General features: G+C 62.3%; 15 protein-coding genes. 4 read left to right on the forward strand and 11 right to left on the reverse strand.

Annotation, left to right across the window (positions count from 1 at the left end; translation table 11 throughout):
• Positions 1-37: 37 nt before the first annotated feature.
• Together BLU15_RS23880 and BLU15_RS23885 are read right to left on the reverse strand one after the other, a co-directional pair.
• Entirely contained in the window at positions 38-1,171 is a 1,134-nt protein-coding gene (locus BLU15_RS23880; RefSeq protein WP_090298573.1) for an ABC transporter ATP-binding protein, read from the reverse strand.
• The gene (locus tag BLU15_RS23885; RefSeq protein ID WP_029742781.1) at positions 1,171-3,021 is read right to left on the reverse strand and encodes an ABC transporter permease; all 1,851 of its coding nucleotides are present in this window, start codon (positions 3,019-3,021) and stop codon (positions 1,171-1,173) included. Before BLU15_RS23885 ends, BLU15_RS23880 begins: the two co-directional genes overlap by 1 nt.
• A 585-nt stretch (positions 3,022-3,606) precedes the next feature.
• Here BLU15_RS23885 and BLU15_RS23890 point away from each other — a divergent pair.
• The gene (locus BLU15_RS23890) at positions 3,607-4,596 is read left to right on the forward strand and encodes a LacI family DNA-binding transcriptional regulator (RefSeq protein ID WP_089045101.1); all 990 of its coding nucleotides are present in this window, start codon (positions 3,607-3,609) and stop codon (positions 4,594-4,596) included.
• 10 nt (positions 4,597-4,606) lie between these two features.
• Here BLU15_RS23890 and BLU15_RS23895 read toward each other — a convergent pair whose 3' ends face one another.
• From BLU15_RS23895 to BLU15_RS23915, 5 genes are read right to left on the reverse strand one after another with little or no spacing between them, the layout of a single operon-like run.
• A complete protein-coding gene (locus tag BLU15_RS23895) occupies positions 4,607-6,253 on the reverse strand; it encodes a Na/Pi cotransporter family protein (RefSeq protein ID WP_090298577.1) in 1,647 nt (548 codons plus the stop codon).
• 20 nt (positions 6,254-6,273) lie between these two features.
• Positions 6,274-6,564: a MurR/RpiR family transcriptional regulator gene (locus BLU15_RS23900; RefSeq protein WP_049810991.1), complete on the reverse strand. Its 291-nt coding sequence runs from the start codon at positions 6,562-6,564 to the stop codon at positions 6,274-6,276.
• A 2-nt stretch (positions 6,565-6,566) separates the two neighbouring features.
• Positions 6,567-8,267 (reverse strand): metallophosphoesterase family protein, encoded by a 1,701-nt coding sequence (locus BLU15_RS23905; protein ID WP_090298579.1) that lies wholly within the window; start codon positions 8,265-8,267, stop codon positions 6,567-6,569.
• Entirely contained in the window at positions 8,260-8,880 is a 621-nt protein-coding gene (locus BLU15_RS23910) for a dual specificity protein phosphatase family protein (protein ID WP_090298581.1), read from the reverse strand. The genes BLU15_RS23905 and BLU15_RS23910 overlap by 8 nt, the downstream gene beginning before the upstream one ends.
• 56 nt (positions 8,881-8,936) lie before the next feature.
• Positions 8,937-9,776: an inositol monophosphatase family protein gene (locus BLU15_RS23915; protein WP_090298586.1), complete on the reverse strand. Its 840-nt coding sequence runs from the start codon at positions 9,774-9,776 to the stop codon at positions 8,937-8,939.
• 202 nt (positions 9,777-9,978) lie between these two features.
• Here BLU15_RS23915 and BLU15_RS23920 point away from each other — a divergent pair, with 202 nt between their 5' ends.
• The 3 genes from BLU15_RS23920 (at position 9,979) to BLU15_RS23930 (ending at position 14,116) form a co-directional block, all read left to right on the forward strand.
• Positions 9,979-11,292, forward strand: coding sequence for an MFS transporter (locus BLU15_RS23920; RefSeq protein ID WP_060603774.1), 1,314 nt, complete (start codon positions 9,979-9,981; stop codon positions 11,290-11,292).
• Positions 11,293-11,932: 640 nt separating this feature from the next.
• Positions 11,933-13,516: a Na+/H+ antiporter gene (locus BLU15_RS23925; protein WP_034796410.1), complete on the forward strand. Its 1,584-nt coding sequence runs from the start codon at positions 11,933-11,935 to the stop codon at positions 13,514-13,516.
• Positions 13,517-13,576: 60 nt separating this feature from the next.
• Positions 13,577-14,116: an NUDIX hydrolase gene (locus BLU15_RS23930; protein ID WP_370689566.1), complete on the forward strand. Its 540-nt coding sequence runs from the start codon at positions 13,577-13,579 to the stop codon at positions 14,114-14,116.
• Positions 14,117-14,135: 19 nt separating this feature from the next.
• Here BLU15_RS23930 and BLU15_RS23935 read toward each other — a convergent pair whose 3' ends face one another.
• The 4 genes from BLU15_RS23935 to BLU15_RS23950 form a co-directional block, all read right to left on the reverse strand.
• Positions 14,136-14,384, reverse strand: coding sequence for a WGR domain-containing protein (locus BLU15_RS23935; protein ID WP_060580826.1), 249 nt, complete (start codon positions 14,382-14,384; stop codon positions 14,136-14,138).
• Between the two features lie 165 nt (positions 14,385-14,549).
• On the reverse strand, positions 14,550-15,863 hold the full coding sequence (locus tag BLU15_RS23940) for a TRAP transporter large permease (protein WP_060517912.1): 1,314 nt from the start codon (positions 15,861-15,863) through the stop codon (positions 14,550-14,552).
• A complete protein-coding gene (locus BLU15_RS23945; protein ID WP_090298737.1) occupies positions 15,860-16,372 on the reverse strand; it encodes a TRAP transporter small permease in 513 nt (170 codons plus the stop codon). Before BLU15_RS23945 ends, BLU15_RS23940 begins: the two co-directional genes overlap by 4 nt.
• 137 nt (positions 16,373-16,509) lie before the next feature.
• A complete protein-coding gene (locus BLU15_RS23950) occupies positions 16,510-17,487 on the reverse strand; it encodes a C4-dicarboxylate TRAP transporter substrate-binding protein (protein ID WP_060517914.1) in 978 nt (325 codons plus the stop codon).
• Between the last annotated feature and the right edge of the window lie 72 nt (positions 17,488-17,559).

The raw sequence follows: 17,559 nt of genomic DNA on the forward strand, positions 1-17,559 counted from the left end.
GATTATGTTTCGATTTGTCGTTCGGCACTGAAGCGCCTTAGTTCAGCGTGGACTTGCGCAGCAGCGCGTCCGCTTCGGCGATCCGCTGGCCGTCCTTGTTAAAAACGTGCAGTGCCTCAGGCGGCGCAAAGAACGAAACCCTCGTTCCGGTCTCGACGCGCGGCAGGGCATTGGTCGTCAAGAACAGCGTGTCGCTGCCGTTCCTGAGCTCCAGGATCCAGCTGCCGCCGGTCGGCAGGACGCCTGTCACTGTCATTTCGCCGGAGAAGCTGCCGGCCGGCACATCGTTGGTTTTGACCGAATAGCCGATCGCTTCCGGTCGGATGCCGATCGAGCCAATGCCGCGCAACGACGGGTGGCGCATGCCAAGATAGGCCTCGGCTGCGCGCGACAGCTCAGAGGCGGCGGCCGATCCGAAGTTCAGGATGTTGATCGGCGGGCTACCGACGAATTCCGCGACGAAGCGATTGGCCGGGCGATCATAGATATCGTTGGGCGTGCCCATCTGCTGCAGCGTGCCCTCGTTCATGACGGCGATCGTCGTTGCCAGCGTCATTGCCTCCCACTGGTCGTGGGTGACGAAGACGATGGTCGTCTTGAACTCCTTGTGGATGCGTTTGAGCTCGGCGCGCATCTCGAGCCGGAGCCGGGCGTCGAGGTTCGACAGCGGTTCGTCGAGCAACAGAACGCCTGGATTGACCGCCAGCATGCGGGCGAGCGCCACGCGCTGCTGCTGGCCGCCCGAGAGCTGCGACGGGTAGCGGTCGCGGTACTTGGCGATGTCGAGCGCCTGCATCACTTTCTCGACGCGCATTTCACGCTCTTCCTTCGGCAGTTTGCGCAGCCTCAGACCGAAGTCGGTGTTGCGTTCGATTGTCAGGTGCGGCCAGAGCGCGTAACTCTGGAATACCAACCCCATCTCACGCTTTTCCGGCGGGATGAACACGCCTGCCCTGACCGAGTCGACCACCCGCTCTCCGATGCGGATCTCGCCGTCCGAGAGGTTTTCGAGGCCGGCGATCATGCGCAGCGTCGTGGTCTTGCCGCAGCCAGAGGGTCCAAGAAGGCACATGAACTCGCCGTCGCGGATTTCGAGATCGAGGTTCGAGACGGCATTGGCGGAATTGACGCCGTAGTTCTTCTGGGCGCCGCTGAGATTGATGGTGGGCATCAGCTTCCGAGTCCTTCTGCGAGATTGGTCTTGGTCAGCTTCTGGGCTGCCAGGGTTCCGAGATAGGCGATCGCCGCGATGATCAGCACGACGGCATTGGCGGCTTGCGTGTAGTGGTAGTCGACGAGCCGGAGCGAATAGGTGGTCAGAACATCGGTGCTCGGCACGGCGAGGATGACGAAGAGGCTCAGGCCCTTGATGCCCGAGATGAAGGGCAGCAGCACGCCTGTTACCAGCGAGCCCTTCTGGATCGGAATGACGATCAACATCATCCGCCGGAACCAGCCTGCGCCGGAAATCTGGGCTGCCTCTTCCGGATCCTTGCCAAGCTGGGTCATGGCCGAGATACCGGCGCGCGAGGCGTAAGGCATCTGGTCGGCGATCAGCGCCAGGACCAGGATGGTGACGGTACCATAGAGGGCTGGCATCGGTCCGCGTGGCACGGCGAAGAGCGACAGATAGGCGGCGGCAAAGGCGATACCCGGCACCAGATAGGGCAAGAAGGTGACCTGCCGCAGATAGACCGACAGGACCTTCACCGGCGTGCGGATGACCACATAGCCGACAAGAAGTCCGAGAATGCCCGAGGTCAAGGACGCAAGGCCGACGATGACGAGCGTGTTTTTTGCAGCCGCCCATAGATCGGGGCTTAAGAGGACCCCAGTCTGCAGTGCCACCGTGTGGAGATCACGGCCGATCCAGTAGTCGAGCGTGAAATTGTCGAGCGTGAACTGCGCCGGCAGCTTCATAATGGTGGAGAGGAACAGGGTCAGAAGCGGCAGTCCGACGCTCAAGAGAAAGATAAGTGCGGCAAAACCGGTCGCCGGCAGACGGTACTTGCCGAGCCGGCTCTGGCGGTTCATCGAACCCTTCGAGCCAACAGTAACGAAGCGCCGGGCTTCACGAACAAGACGCGCATCGATCATCAGGGTGACGATGCCGATCAGCATGATCGAGGCCGCGACGACACCGGCAACGCCGGTCTGGCGCGACGCGATGCTGCGAAAGAGCGAGGTGGAAAGCACTTCGAACTTGACCGGCAGGCCGAGCACATAGGGCACGCCAAACTCGCCGAGGCACTTGGCGAAGATCAGCACCATCGAGGACAAAAGTGCGGGACGCATCAGCGGCAGGATGATCTGCATCGCCACCTGGTAGCGCTTGGCTCCAAGGATACGGGCGGAATCTTCGAGCTGGGAATCGAATCGACGAAGGGCAGAGCCAAACAGCAGGATGACAAAAGGCGTATAATGTAGCGCCAGGATCACGATGATCGGGAAGCGCCCATAGGCGACCCAGTCGGGCGGCGTTAGCCCCATGGCCTCGAACCAGCCCGGCTGGCCGCCGACCGTGCGGTTCTTGAAGAGCGTTGTCCAGGCAAGCGCAAAGGTCCAGGCCGGCAGCATGTAGGGCACGATCAGCGCTGTTGCGAACCAGCGCCGTCCGAACATGTCTGTCCGGCTGATCAACCAGGCGAGCACCGTACCGATCAACAAAGACAGGCTGATCGCTCCGAGCGCAACCGATAGCGTGTTGAAGAGCGGCCGCCAGAAAAGATCGACCGAGACCGGCGACAGGAAGGCTCGATCAAGGTAGTAGAGCGTAAGCTCACCAAAGTCCTTGCCGAGCCGCCGCTCGTGGCCGAATTGGACGCGCACGGAATCGAGCACGATCGAGATGATCGGCACGACGATGAGATAGGTAAAGAGAAGTGCCGTCAGGACGCCGATCAGCGTCGTCGGCTCCCGCGACGCGACCTTCATCCGATAGCGCCAGCGCTGCCATGCCGTCGGCGCCATTGCGCTGCCGGGCAATGTAGCCGCTTTGGCTGTCTCACTCAATAAGGCCATGCTCTTCCCCTTGGAACTCAACATGCGCTGCCTGCCCCGGCGATCGATGCCGGGCGGAACTTTCAAAGTGCCAACGGGGAATAGAAATCAGCCGCCAGGGCGTGGCGCTGACCTACGCAAGAAGCCGCTCAATGACGCAAAAGGCGCGGCTGTCGGTTATTCAATCCTCCCCGTTCGCAGGGCAGGCGCAAGCGCTTGCCAGATGTCGGCGCAAGCTCCTCAACCGCGCCGCCGTCACCACGAACATAGACAGAACAAAAATTCCAATCCAGCTCTGTCTATGGAACGTATGATCCAATGGTGAGGCGCCATTGTCAACAAAAAAATGCACACGTGCGCAATGATATAAGCCGTTGTTTTTGATGACTCTTTTGTGACAATGATGTATTGTTTTTGGAACACGTGATCATTGAGGTTGGGCGAATGACTTCAGCGGGGAGAAATAGCCGATATAGACGGAGCGATGGCGACCGTTCACCGGCATCATCTGCTGGTTCACCGAGCGGGTAGGCTCGAACTTTTTCGTTGGAATGGGGCTGCTTTTGTGGCCCTGATGAAAAGCATCTGATTCTGCAGGAGAAAGGCATGGCGAGGGGCTTTGTGACGGCCGAAGAGGTTGCAAAACGCGCGGGCGTCTCACGCTCGGCGGTCTCGCGAACCTTTACGCCCGGAGCCAGCGTATCCCAGGCTGTGCGGCGCAAGGTTCTCAAAGCCGCCCGGGAGCTCGGTTACCGGGTCAACCGGCTGGCGCAAGGACTGAACAACGACCGCTCCAATCTCATCGGGGTCGTCGGTGCCAATCTCAGCGCACCCTTCCATGCAAAACAGCTCGATCTCTTGAGCATCGGCCTGTTGCGTCGCGGTCTGCAATGCCTGTTGCTCAATGCCGCGGATGCGCGAAAGGATATCGCGCCGCTGATCGAGCTACTGTTCGAATTCCGGGCGCAAGCGATCATCGTTCTTTCCGGAGAGCCGCCGGAATCGATCGTCGACCAGTGCATTGCCAACGGCGTGCGCCTGATCCTGATCAACCAGAAAATCGATCGCACCGATACCAGCATGGTGCTGAGCGACGATTCCCGCGGTGCGGACCTTGCAGCACTGCGCCTGATCGAGGCGGGCTGCAAGAAGGTTGCGGTGATCTCGAGTGGCAGCCAAACCCCTGCTCAGGTGCGCCGCACCACTGCGTTCAAAAAGAAAATGGCGACCGCCGGGGTCGAGGTGGTCGCCTGGTCGGGCGGTACCACGAGTTATGAAAGCGGTTACCAGGCTGGCTGCGAGGTGCTCGGCGACGAGGCGATCGACGGCGCGTTTTGCGTTACCGATCTCTTGGCTCTCGGCTTTCTCGACGCTGCCCGCACCGAAATGCACCGCCGCGTGCCGGCCGATCTTTCCGTCGTCGGCTTCGACGATATTCCGCAGGCAGGGTGGAAGAGCTACGAACTCACCACCGTTGCGCAGTCCTTCTCCGCTCTGACGGAGCATGTTCTCGAAGCGCTGGAAGCCGACGAGATGGAAACGCGACTTCAGGTCGTTCCCGTCACGATGGTCGAGCGCAAGACCGCCCGACGCTAGACCGGAATGCTCAAGTGGCCGCCGGCCGGATACGGCTGTCGATCAACAACCCGCTCTGATCAAGGATGGGGTGCGCGACGGTTGCGATGTGTGCATTGATGCGTTTGAGATCGCGCAGCATGTCGAGATGGAGCGAGCTGGTTTCGATGCTTTCGGCGCGACCATCGCGCAGGCGCTGCAGATGCCGCTCAGCCGACTGCCGCTCCAGCCTGCGGACATCTTCCTTGGCTTCTACCAGGCGCCGCGCCATCGCGTTGTCACGCGTGGCAAACACGGCCTGGGCCATGCGCAGATTGTCGATCGTGATGGCGAAGAGACGCGACAGTTCCTCCTGGCCATCGGAGGAGAAAGCCAGGCCGCGGGCGATCTTCTTTGCAAGTTCGGCAAGGAGCCCCTTCTCGATGATGTCGCCGATATGCTCGAGGTTGATGGCATAGTCGACGATATCCATGGCGTGGCGGCGCTGTTCCTCGGCGATTTCGGACTGGCCGACGCGCGAGACGTAAACCTTGATCTCGTGTTGCACGCGATCCACGCGCCCTTCAAGCGTGCTGATCGCAGCAAGCCTGGAAGGGTCCGTCTGCTGCAGGGCGTCGTTTGCTTCGACCAGCATGCGCTCGACCAGGTCGCCGACGCCGAGCACTTCCCGACTTGCGCCGGCAAGCGCTGCGACCGGCGTGCCGAGATCGTTCTGTTCAAGGAAAAGCGGGCCGTCCGTCGCCTTTGGCTCGTCCGGCAACAGGCGCATGGTCAGGCGGGATAGAGGCCGAGCGAGGGGAGCCGCCAGAAGCGCCAGTGCGAGATTGAAGGCGAGATGCACATCAACCGGCAGATTGCCGCGTGAGACAGGCGACCAGTCGATATGCGGGGCGATGTACCCGGCGAGCGCCAGAGCGGCCAGGCAGCCGACGGCACGCACGATCAGGTTGCCAAGGGCAACCCGCCTGGCGCTCGCCGCAGCCTTGAATGTGGCTAGAACCGGGGGCACAGCACCGCCGAGATTGGCTCCCAGAACGAGGGCGATGAGCGGGCCGGTCGAAAGGCTGGCGGATGTTGCAAGAGACAGGATCAGCACCACGACTGTCAGGCTCGATGACGCGAGCGCTGCGAGTCCTGCCGAGATGACGAGCGCCACCGGCCAGGCATTGTCGAGCATCCCGAAGAAAGCCGAAAGGGCGGCAGAGGTCCGCAGCGGTTCGGTCGCACCGCCAATCAGATGCAGCGATAGCAACATCAGCCCGATGCCGACGAGCGCTGCGCCTGATCCCTTGCGCGTGCTCGAGCTGCCGCGCCCGACAACGAAACCGCAAAGCAGCAAGAGCGGTGAGAGCCAGCCGAGCCCCAAAGCCACGATCCAGGCCGTCATCGCCGTGCCGACGTTGGCGCCGAGCAGCACGATCTGCGCCATGCGCGGCACGATGAGATCACGCTCGACGAAGGACGCGACCATGAGAGCGGTGGCGGTGGAGCTCTGGAGGGCGATGGTTGCGACGAGGCCACTGAAAAACGAACGAAGACCGTCACGCGTCCCGGCCGCCAGTCCGGCTTTCAGACGGGCACCAAAAGCGCGTTGCATGCCGTCGCGCACCTGACCAAGGCCGAACAGGAGGAGCGCCACCGCGCCGAAGAGGTTGATGCTGACGATCGCAGTGCTCATGGCCCCCTCCCCAATGCTGCTTATTGCCGGCCGCGCAGCAACTCCGCTCGAAAGAGTTGCTGAAAGGATGCATAGGTCTCAAAGCCGAGGTCGCTGACGAGCCGCATGACTGTCGTCGTCGAGACACCGCTGCGCACGGCCACTTCCCGTGCGCTCGCAAAGGCGACGTCGTACGGATGGGCAAGCACGAACTTGGCCACTTCCAGGCGCCCACCCTTCAGATGACGTCGGCCCAGACGGCAAGATTCCCGCAGCTCGATGAAAGTCGCCGGCGGCGCGGAGGAAGAGGCCGTGGAGAGCAACTGGTCCATGGTCAGGCAGCCTCTTCCGTGTCGGAGGTGCTCTCGATGCGGATGTGCAGGCTTCCCGCTTCGGCACGATCGAGGAAGGCGTCGAAGGCCCCGAAGAAGATCGCCAGGAAGCCTGATGTCGATCCGTCCCAGCCGGTCCCGGGCGGACGGCCGAAGTGTTTGGCGAGCAGGCGATAAAGCGCGCGGCGCCGCTCAGGTATCTTGTCAAGAGCAAGGACGCCGGCCTGGCGCAGGCAATACCAATCGGCGATCACCTCGATCATGTCGAGGCTGGCGGCGTCCTCAGAGATGGCGATCGCTCCTTGCCCGGAAGCGCTCGTCATGGCGCCGGCGTCGGGCATCAACTTGCAGACCGCAGCGATCGAAAGCCCGGATATTTCGTTGACGATATCTCCGGGCCATTCCTTCGGAAAATAGCGATGCTGGACCAGGGCACGCTTGTGTGCCTTCAGGAAGGAACCGTAATCCGCCGCGGCAAAGGCTGGGTCCGGATATTCGCCGGCTCGCACCGCTTCGCGACGATAGGCGCGCAGCACGCGTGGATCGACGGCCATCGCGGACAGTTCGACGGTTTCGATGGACGACGCCGATTGAGACGGTTCGACGATCTTGAAGGCCGGCGGAAAGGCCACGAGCGACGGCACGGCGACATTGATCAGCGAGCGGCAGCCGCGCGCGCGGCGCGTAACGCCTTCGACATGCAGGTGCCCGCTAAAATGCAGCGTCATGCCGGCGGTCATCAGTGCATCTGCGACCGCCTGCTGTGGTGTCCTGCGGGCAATATTGGTCTCGCCGAAGAGAACGCTTTCGGCTCCCGTTGCGCCATCGAAGGGATCGAGCACCGGATAATGCGAGAATGCGAGCAGCGTTTTTCCGAGTTTTGTTGCGCGCGCGGACACGTCGGCAATCCAGTCGACGATGAACGGTTTCAGCCTGATAAGCGCGTTCCAGCCCGCGCCGGTGCTGTCGACGAAAGCGGCTTCATCGCCCTCCTCAAACAGGCCGTCGCGTGGTTCGAAGACGTTGGCGTCGATCATCAGCAGCCAGAGACCCGGCTCGGGCTCGACCAGATAGGAGGCATCCATCAGCCGGTAGCCATTCCGGCCGTCCGGAGACGAGACCGGGTAGAGCCGATCCTCGACGCGGTCAGACGCCCCGAACGGGGTTTCCCAATGAAGATAGTCCGGCCGTCGGAAGTACCCATGGGTAGCCACAGGGGCAAGGCCCGTCGGATATCCCTCGCAATACATGCGCGGCGTTGCGTGGCTGCCGGGGGCTGCCTTTCCTACGTCGCTCGTGACGAGGACCCTCACGTCGTTCCGATCAAGAAATTGTTTGGTGTGGTGTCGCCCCTTGGGCCCGAAGATGTCGTGGTTGCCCGGAAGCGCATAAAAGCGCGTGCCATGAGTGCTCTCGTGCCCATCAAGAATGGTGCGCAGGCGCGCCGTTGTCTGTCTTTGCCCGTCGTCCGTGTAGTCGCCCAAAAGGACGACGTGACGGATGCCGCGGCGCGCGACCTCCGCCAAGGCCTCGTCCAGCGCCTTGGCACTTTCGTTGAAGACGCGGGTAGATTCGCGCGTGTCGGTCCAGCTTCTGACGGCCAGTTTTTCGCCGTCGATCTCTATCCGCGGGAACTCGAAATCGCCTTCAAGATCATGGAAATGGGCGTCGGCGATGATGGCGATCCGAGGCAAATCAGACATCGGCCTTCACCTCCAGACGGGAGGCCTCGACGAGGTCGATCCAGGCCGAAGCGCGGCGCGCTGCCTCATAGAGCATGGGCTTCGGCGTCTCGAACCATTCATCCGGCCGCAGTTCGCGATGTTCGCGGATGCGGGCGACGGCCGCGTCGAGTGTGGGAAACAGATGCGGCTGCTGCTTGTGCAGGAACAGCGCCACCAGCGACACCGAGCGGCTGCGTCCGCCGCGGCAATTGACGAGGATGTTGCCGCCATCGGCGAAGGGGTAGGTTGCGCGCTTCGGCATCGTCTGGCGTAGCGCGCCGTCGAGAATGTAGTAGGCACCGAGCATCATCGTGTCGGGGCTGCCATCACCGTCGATCATGCCGAGCTTGCAATAGCGGACGGCCGCATAGCCGCTTGCACAAAGATCATCATTGATGCTGACTTCTTCTTCGCGCACGAGGTTGATGTCCAGGTTGATCGCGCAATTGACGACAATGGAGATCCCGTGACGCTTGAGCAGGTCCAGGTCACGCGCGCCGTCACTGCCGCCGATATAGAGATCGGCGCTGTGGGGCCCGAGTTCTCTGGCGATCAGACTGATAGCGGGCCGGGTATAGACCGGTGCGTCCATTGGATTTCCCCTTGTTTATGCGAACGGGTGGCATGCGTGTTCAGGCTACCGCGGTTTCAGGCCAGCTGGAGCTTGGCGGCTTGCTCCCTTTTTTGGACCGGGATGCCTGAAGCCACACTTACGCCGCCGGCAATCGCCGGCGTCGATGCGAGCACCGGCCCGCCGTCGAGCAGGCTGCCTATTTCCATGAAGGGACACACGGCGCCGCCCGCCTCGGCAACGAGCAACAGTCCGGCAAGGCAATCCCACGAGTTCATGTGCAGCTCGACATAGGCGTCCGAGCGCCCATCGGCGACATAAGCGAGCGCAAGTGCTCCCGAAGCGCCGCGCCGCACATTGGCGCCCTTCTCCAGCATCTGCCGCATCGTCTCCAGATAGGTCTCGTCCGGCACCCGCCGCGACCAGCCCATTTCGACCGACGCGGCATCGAAGGTCGCCGTCGACGAGACCGTGATGACCTTGCCGTTGAGCGTTGCACCTTCTCCCCGGCGGCAGAAATAAAGTTCGTCGTGGGCCGGATTGTAGATTGCGCCGATCTCTGCGCGTCCGTGTTCGACATAAGTTATGGAGATGCAGAAGTGCGGGATTCCGCGCGCGAAGTTTGCCGTGCCGTCGACGGGATCGACTACCCAGACGCGATCGGCAACGGTCCCGCCGCCCTCCTCGCCCAGGAACGCATCGGCCGGAAAATGGGTGGCAATTGCGTCGCGAATATGGGCCTCGGAGGCCGCATCGGTTTCCGTCAGAAAATCCTGCGGGCCCTTTAGGGAAAAGCCACGCTCGGCACTTGCCTTGAAGCCGTCGAGCACCAGAGCGCCGGCAGAGCGAATGACATCCCGACACAACAGGGCCCGCCCCGAAAGGTCGCTCGAATAGCGCGGCTTGTGATCGTTCATCGGCGAAACTCCATTGCACACGCGTGCATATTTGCACGCGTGTGCATGTCGCGCAAGTCGAAATTGCCGGTCCGTGCAAGGTGCCTGGAAGATTGGTCGATCGTCGCGGCCGCACTCAGCCGGACATCTGCGGCATTTCTGCAATATTCAAGCAGGCGCGGTCGACGTAGTGTCCACATGTCGAATCTCAAGGCAGGGTCGAATGACGACGATCACGATACAGGAAGCGCTCGACCGGGCGGGCACGGGCCCCTATCAGCGGCGCCTGATGGGCATATTCGGCCTGGTTTGGACGGCCGATGCCATGCAGGTGCTCGCCGTCGGGTTCACCGCCGCCTCCATTGCCGCAACATTCGGGCTGACGGTTCCCCAAGCGTTGCAGACGGGCACGCTGTTTTTCCTGGGCATGCTGATCGGCGCCGTCGGCTTCGGCAGGCTTGCCGATCGGATCGGCCGGCGCCGGGTCCTGATCGTAACCGTTGCCTGCGACGCGGTCTTCGGCATTCTGTCGATCTTCGCTCCGAATTTCGTGGTCCTGCTTGTCCTGCGCTTCCTCACCGGCGCTGCGGTCGGCGGCACACTTCCCGTCGATTATGCGATGATGTCGGAATTCCTGCCGGCGCGCAGCCGCGGGCGATGGCTGGTCATGCTCGAAGGCTTCTGGGCCGTGGGCACGCTGATCGTGGCACTGGCGGCATGGCTCATCGCTCTTGCCGGCCTTACGGACGGATGGCGCTACATCTTTGCCGTCACGGCCATTCCGGCAGTCATTGGCGTCGGACTACGCTTTCTCGTGCCGGAATCGCCGCTTTACCTGTTGCGCGCGGGCAAGGCGGAGGCGGCCAAGGCGATCGTCGATCGAATGCTGGCAGCCAACGCTCGACCGCAACTCGAGCCGACCGTATCGATCGCCCTGCCCGTACCGACCGCCGATCTCAGTATCTTTTCGAAGGACTTGCGTCGCCGCAGCCTTCTGATCCTTTCGGTCTGGTTCCTCGTCTCGGTCTCCTACTATGGCGTCTTTACCTGGATGCCGCCGCGGCTTGCGGGAGAAGGCTTCGGCTTCGTGCGTGGCTATGGGTTCCTCGTTCTCATCGCTCTGGCGCAGATCCCGGGCTATGCGCTTGCCGCCTACGGCGTCGAGAAGTGGGGACGGCGCCCGACGCTGGTCGGTTTCTGCCTGCTCTCCGCCCTCAGTTGCCTGTTGTTCGTCGTGGCGGATGCGGCCTTGGTCGTTGCCGCTGCGCTCCTGATCATGAGCTTTGCACTGCTCGGCACATGGGGCGCACTCTATGCCTATACGCCGGAACTCTATCCGACCGCCTCGCGCGCGACCGGCATGGGGGCGGCCGGCGGCATGGCTCGGCTCGGTGGCCTGCTTGCGCCTTCGCTCATCGGATTGCTGGTGGCGAAGGGCTTCGGCCTGGCGATCGGCACCTTTGCAGGCTTGCTGCTTGTGGCGGCGATCGCCGCTGCGTTGATTGATGCGGAAACCCGCAAGGTATCGCTGACCTGATACGGTGCATTCTTTTCAGGGGCAGTAGCTCACAGTTTGGAAAACTGAACTGCGTTTCAACGCGTTAGCGCCTCCTTTCACTGTGAACAACCTGTGGACCGGCTGCGGACAAGGCCGGAAGTCGGGTCGCCGGCTGTTCGATCGTAAAAGCGGTCGTAAAATGGCTGTGCGGTCAAGCTCACGACCGTTAGTGTAGCAACTATCTCATCGGGGCCGGCACGTGTGCCGGTCCCGATTGTCTGCCGGGGCGACTGTCCTTGGCGACGTCCCCCTCCTCCCGACGAACGCTCATTTTGGCACCGTTTGGCAGTTCCGGCCGACGACCGCGGTGCACGTCTTGCGTTTATGCATAGCTGCATTGCACAATAAATGTTTTCCAGCTGATCAAAAATCAGGCATAAAGCACACAGCTGATGCACATGGCGGGTCTCCTCCCAGTCCGCCGCAGCAGCTGTTCCCCTCTGGAGGTTTTTGACCTTCACACCTTTATGGGCCGCGGTCTTCCGCTGGCCCTTTTTTCTTTTCTGCGATCCTTCACTTTCGGCAAGGCTCCACGCCACTGTTGCTGCACGCGCAATTGCGTTTCGAAAAAACGTGTTCTGTAATGGGCCGCGTCATTGAGCGATGGAGGCGGAGACCGGTGGAGCCGATACATCTGTTCGAACTGGTGATCGGCATGTTTGTCGCGATCATCGCGCTGCACTACGTCGCGCATCGGCTCGGCCTGCCGCCGTCGGTGGCGCTTCTTAGCGGTGGCGCGATGCTCGCCTTCATGCCGGGGCTGCCGGCCATCGCGGTCGACCCGGAGCTGGTGCTCGTCATCTTCTTGCCGCCGCTGCTCCTCGACGGCGCCTGGACGATCGCGGTCGGCCGCCTGCGCCGTCACCTGATCGGCATCGCCTCGCTTGCGATCGGCGCAGTGTTTTTTACCGCGGCCGTCGTTGCCGTCGTGACGCACCTCATCTTCCCGTCCCTGCCTTGGGCCGCATGCGCCGCACTCGGGGCGATCGTCTCGCCGCCCGACGCCGTCTCGGCACGGGCCGTGCTGCAGCGCGTGCAGTTGCCGCGACGGCTGCAGATCCTGCTCGAAGGCGAAAGCCTGCTCAACGACGCAAGCGGCCTGGTATTGTTCCGCTTCGCGATCGCCGCCGGCGTCACCGGGGCATTTAGCGCCGGCGAGGCGGTCGGCAACTTCTTCCTGCTGGCGATCGGCGGTGCCCTTGTCGGCCTCGCCATCGGTACGGCGTGGGTGCTGCTTGCCCGCCGCCTCGGAGATGAGTACCTGATCATCGCCGCGACGGCCCTTTTGTCCTGGACGTCCTACCTGCTCGGCGAGTTCCTGCATGTTTCCGGCGTGATCGCGACAGTTACCACCGGCCTCGTCGCCAGTTGGCACCAGCACACCGTGCTCTCGGCCGCCACCCGTATGCGCGGCTCCGCCTTCTGGACCGTCATCGTCTTCCTGATGGAGGCCGCGGTTTTCATCCTGATCGGCCTGTCGCTTCGCGGCGTGGTCGAGCGCGGCGGCGGGTTCGAGACCGTTGCAGCGACCTTGGGGTGGCCGATCCTCATGGTGCTCTTCGCGCTCACTGTCGCCCGCTTCTTCTGGGTGTTCGGTTCCGACTTCGCAATCTGGCTTGGCAACAGGCTGGGGCTCAAGCGCTACACGCCGGTCGGCGCGCGCGGTGCGACCGTGCTTTCCTGGGCCGGCGTTCGCGGCGTGGTAACGCTCGCGCTTGCGCTGAGCGTGCCCGAAGGCTTCCCCGGCCGGGACTTCATCCTGGTGACCTCCTTTGCCGTGATCCTTGGAACGGTGCTGATCCAGGGAACGACTCTCGGGCGGGTGATCGCCTGGGCGAGGCTCGTCGAGCCTTCGTCTGAAAAGGCGCCCCTCACCCTAAGCCAGGCCGAGGCGGCGATGGCCCAGGCGCAGCTCATCACCATTCAAAGCCGCGCCTATGACACGGCGGGCAATCTCATCCATCCGCAATTGCTGGACCGCTATCAGCGCCGAGCGGTTTCGATCGTCGACTATGCCGCGCGTACGGAGCATTACACGCCGATCCTCCACGCCCATTTCGACGTCGTGCTCGAAGCGGTCGCGACCGGGCGGCGCGAACTCATCCGGCTTCATCGCGCCGGCGAAATCGACGATGAAACGCTGCACGAACTGGAGCGCGATCTCGACCTTGAGGAATTGAGCGCAATATCTGCCAAGGCGTGAGCCTCTTGCCCGAACGTTTCTTTCCATTTTCTCCTTTGACATGAGGGGCGGATGTCCTAGATGTCCGCAAATTGGCGCCAAGTATCGAGGAGCTTGAGAGCGATCAGGAAGTCAAAGGCGCCGAAACCACCAAAACCGAAGACGCTGTTGCAGAAGCTGGCTGCCTCGCCCGAGAAACTGTTTTCGGGTTCGTTTCGCCAGCAATGTGCAGCACTTTGCTATCGTTACGTGCCTGACGGCGCGATCGAGATCCTTCTTGTGACGTCGCGCGACAGCGGCCGCTGGCTCATTCCAAAAGGCTGGCCGATGAAACAGAAGGAACCGCACGAGGCCGCGGCGATCGAAGCCTTGCAGGAGGCCGGTGTTCGCGGGAAAGTTCGCAAGAAGCCGATTGGCAGCTACACCTACTTAAAGATGCTCGATGACGGCGACGTGGTGCCCTGTATCGTTGACATCTTCCAGATCGAAGTCACCAAGCTGGCGGAGAAATACAAGGAGAAAGGCGAGCGTTTGGTCGCCTGGGTCAGCCCCGATGAAGCGGCGCGGCGCGTCCGCGAAATCGAGCTCAAATCGCTTCTGGTCGACTTCAAGCCGCGGTGAGGTCGCGCACCTTTCCGGATCACATCCTCGGACGATAGCCGCGCTGACGCTTGCTACGCGTTAGGTCGAGGAAGAGTTTGACCGCCTCCTCCTCCCGCGCGAAGTGGTGCACCATCATCTGGCCGTGACTTCCGATCCGTCCCCAGCGCCGCGTCAGGCACGCCTCGCCCAATAGGGACATGGAGATCTGCATGGAGTAGTAGCGCGCCATGTTTCTGGCCGCGTCCCTTCGCTCGACATAGATCTGGTAGGGTTGAACGATCGTCATGCGCGAAGATTCGGCGATCGGCGCGCATAGGTCCAACGAGAGTTTTGAATCGATCCGGGGTGATCGATTCATTTTCGTGATCTGTCGCAACGGTGGGTCGGAGCGACGTGCCAGGGCTTAGTCTGGCGCCCAAGTCAAAGGCCGCCGGAGCCGCTCTGGATCCCGCTACTGAACCGCCGCGGTTCCGTAGACGAGGTTCGGCAACCACAGCGAGAGCTGCGGAAACATGCTGAGCATCACCAGCAGCACCATCATCATTGCGAGATAAGGCAGGACCTCCCGCGCATAGGCCATCATCGGTACCTTCAACACCATCGACGAGATGTACATCAGGCCGCCGACCGGCGGCGTGATGCCGGCGATCGTCAGGTTGGTGATGAAGACGACGCCGAAATGCACCCGGTCGATACCGACGCCGTCGATGATCGGGATCAGCATCGGGGTGAGGATGATGAGCGCCGCCGAGCCTTCGATCGCCGTGCCGATGACGATGAGGAGAACGTTGATCAGGAGCAGCATGAGGAGCGGGTTGTCTGTCGCGCCACCTAGCCAGCCGGACATGGCCTGCGGCACCTGTTCCCAGGCGAGATAAAAGCCGAAGGAGGCGGCCGCGCAGATCATGATCATCACCACGGCGGAATCGCGCACCGCTTCTGCCAGGACCTCCGGGATTTGCCGGAAGGTGAACTCGCGGTATCCGAAGATGGCGACGAAGAGCACGTAGACGACGACAACCGCCCCGGCCTCGGTGGTGGTGAAGATGCCGTAGCGCGTGCCGGCGAAGATGACGACCGGGATCGACAGCGCCCAAAGGCCGTCGATCAGCGCCCGGCTCGCCTCCGCCCTGCTGGCGCGTTCCTTGCGGAGCGGCTTGTAGCCACGCTTGCGGGCGATGAAATAGGTGGTGACCATCAGACCTGCCGCAAGCACGAGGCCGGGAACGACGCCTGCAGCAAACAGTCGGCCGATCGAGGTTTCGGCGAGGAAGCCGTAGACGATGAGACCGATCGAAGGCGGGATCAGGCTGGTAATGATCGCCGCCGACGAGGTGATGACCGCGGCGAAGGCACGGCTATAGCCCCGTTCCGACATCTCGACGCCGAGCGTCTTTGCGAGCATCGCAGCGTCGGCGTTGGCAGACGCTGTCAGGCCGCCGAGAAGCGTGCCGAGCACCGTACACATCTGCGCCAGTGCGCCGGTCATGTGGCCGACCAGCACGTCGGCGAGCGTCAGCAGGCGCCGGGTGATGCCCGATGCATTCATGATGCAGCCGGCAAGCACGAAGAGCGGCAATGCCAGCAGTGACACGGACTGGCTGCCCTCGGCCATCTCCTGTGCGAAGTTGGCAAGCGGGATCATGTCCATGTTGATGAAGAAGAAGGCAAGCGCCCCGATCGCCATCGCCCAGGTGATCGGCGTCGACAGGAGGAAGAGGACGACGACCAGCAGCGAGGGGCCGGCAAGATGAAAAAGGGTCATATCAGCGATTCCACATTGCGGTGCAGGCGAACGGTCCATGGCCTTTCGACGATCAGGTGCTGGACGAACATGCCGGCCGAAGCCAGCGCCAGCGGCCCGTAGGAAAGGCTGCGAGACAGATCCATCGCGATCGTGTGCACGTTCCGCGAAGTCCAGGCCTGCCAGCCGAAGAGAACGGTCATGACGATGAAGAATAGCGCCAGCAGCAGGTAGTTGAACCAGGCGATCGCCTGCTGCCAGCCGTTGGGTAGCGCCGCGACGAGGACATCGATCGCCGCATGCGTGCCGAGACGAACACCGGCGACGGCGCCGAAGAACACGAGGTAGGCAAAAGCCATGATCGCCAGCTCGTAGGTCCAGGCAGCCGGCTGCGGGAAGATGTAGCGGCTGACGACACCCCAGAGGATCGAAAAGACGATGACGAGAAGGGCGGCAACGCCGACCGCTTCATCGGCGCGCCGCAGGCTGAAGAGAGGAGCGGTCTCTTCCGGCGAAGGTGAGGTTTCCATGATGGCCCCAATCATTTTGAAAGGCGGAACAGGGCCGGCGCTTGGGCCGACCTGATGGTTTTCTGTCGCGGCATCCTGAACACGCCCGACGCCAGCACGACGCGGCGTCTCTATCGCCGCGTCGTGCAATTGCCTGCTTACTGCGCCATCGCCCTTTGCACCTGGTCGTACACGCCAGGCGTGATGTTTGGCACTTTCTCGTAGGCAGCGCGCGAGGCTTCGATAAAGGCCGGGATGTCGATGTCGGTGACGATCTCGACGCCGGAAGCCGCAAGCTGCTTGGCGTAGGCGTCATCCGTTTCGAGCGTCATTTCGGTCAGCTCCTTGGCGATCGTCTGGCCTTCCTCGAGCAGGATTTTCTGCAGGTCTTCCGGCAGGCCGTTGAAGAATTGGCTTGATGCCACCCAGGCGGTGAACATGATCTGGTGGCCGGTTTTGGAGATGACCTTGCGGGTTTCGTTCAGCTTGGCGCCGGCGATCGAACCGAAGGGGCCTTCGGCCGCATCGACGACGCCGGTCTGAAGCGCGTTGTAGACGTCGCCCCAGGGCAGTTCGGTCGGCCGTGCGCCATAATTGCCGAAGGTCGCCATCATGATCGGCGACGAAGGCACGCGGATGGTGACGCCGGCGAGATCGGCCGGCGAGCGAACCGGCTTGTTGGCGATGATGTGGCGATAACCGAAGAGGCCGTTCGGCATGATGATTTTGATGCCCTGCGCCTCAAGCTTGCCCGAGAGCTCCTTGTAGAGGTCCGACGCGAAGAGACGGTCGGTCGCCGCCAGATCGGGGTAGACATAGGGGCCGGCCAGAATGGAGAGATCCGGGACGAACTGGCCGAGCTGGCCATAGTCGGTGGCGCTGAGCAGACTTGCGCCGCTCATGACCATCTCGTTGACCTTCTTCTGCGCGCCGAGCTGGTCGCCGGTCATGACCGTGATGGCGATGCGGCCACCCGAACGTTCGCCGACACGCTCGGCATAGGTCTTCATGGCTTTGACGATTGGCTCGTTCGGATTCACCTGCGAGGTCGAGAACCTCAGGCTGTATTCCTGCGCGTTGGCGACGGCGCAAAAGGACAGCGCAGCCACGGCTGCAGCCAGAACAAAGGTCTTCATCAATTTCCTCCTCTTCCCGGACTCCCCTCCGGAATTCACAATGAATGAATAGATCATTCATAAATGAACGCA

It is taken from the genome of Ensifer sp. YR511 (assembly GCF_900103045.1).
In the GTDB taxonomy this organism is placed as follows: Bacteria; Pseudomonadota; Alphaproteobacteria; order Rhizobiales; family Rhizobiaceae; genus Ensifer; species Ensifer adhaerens.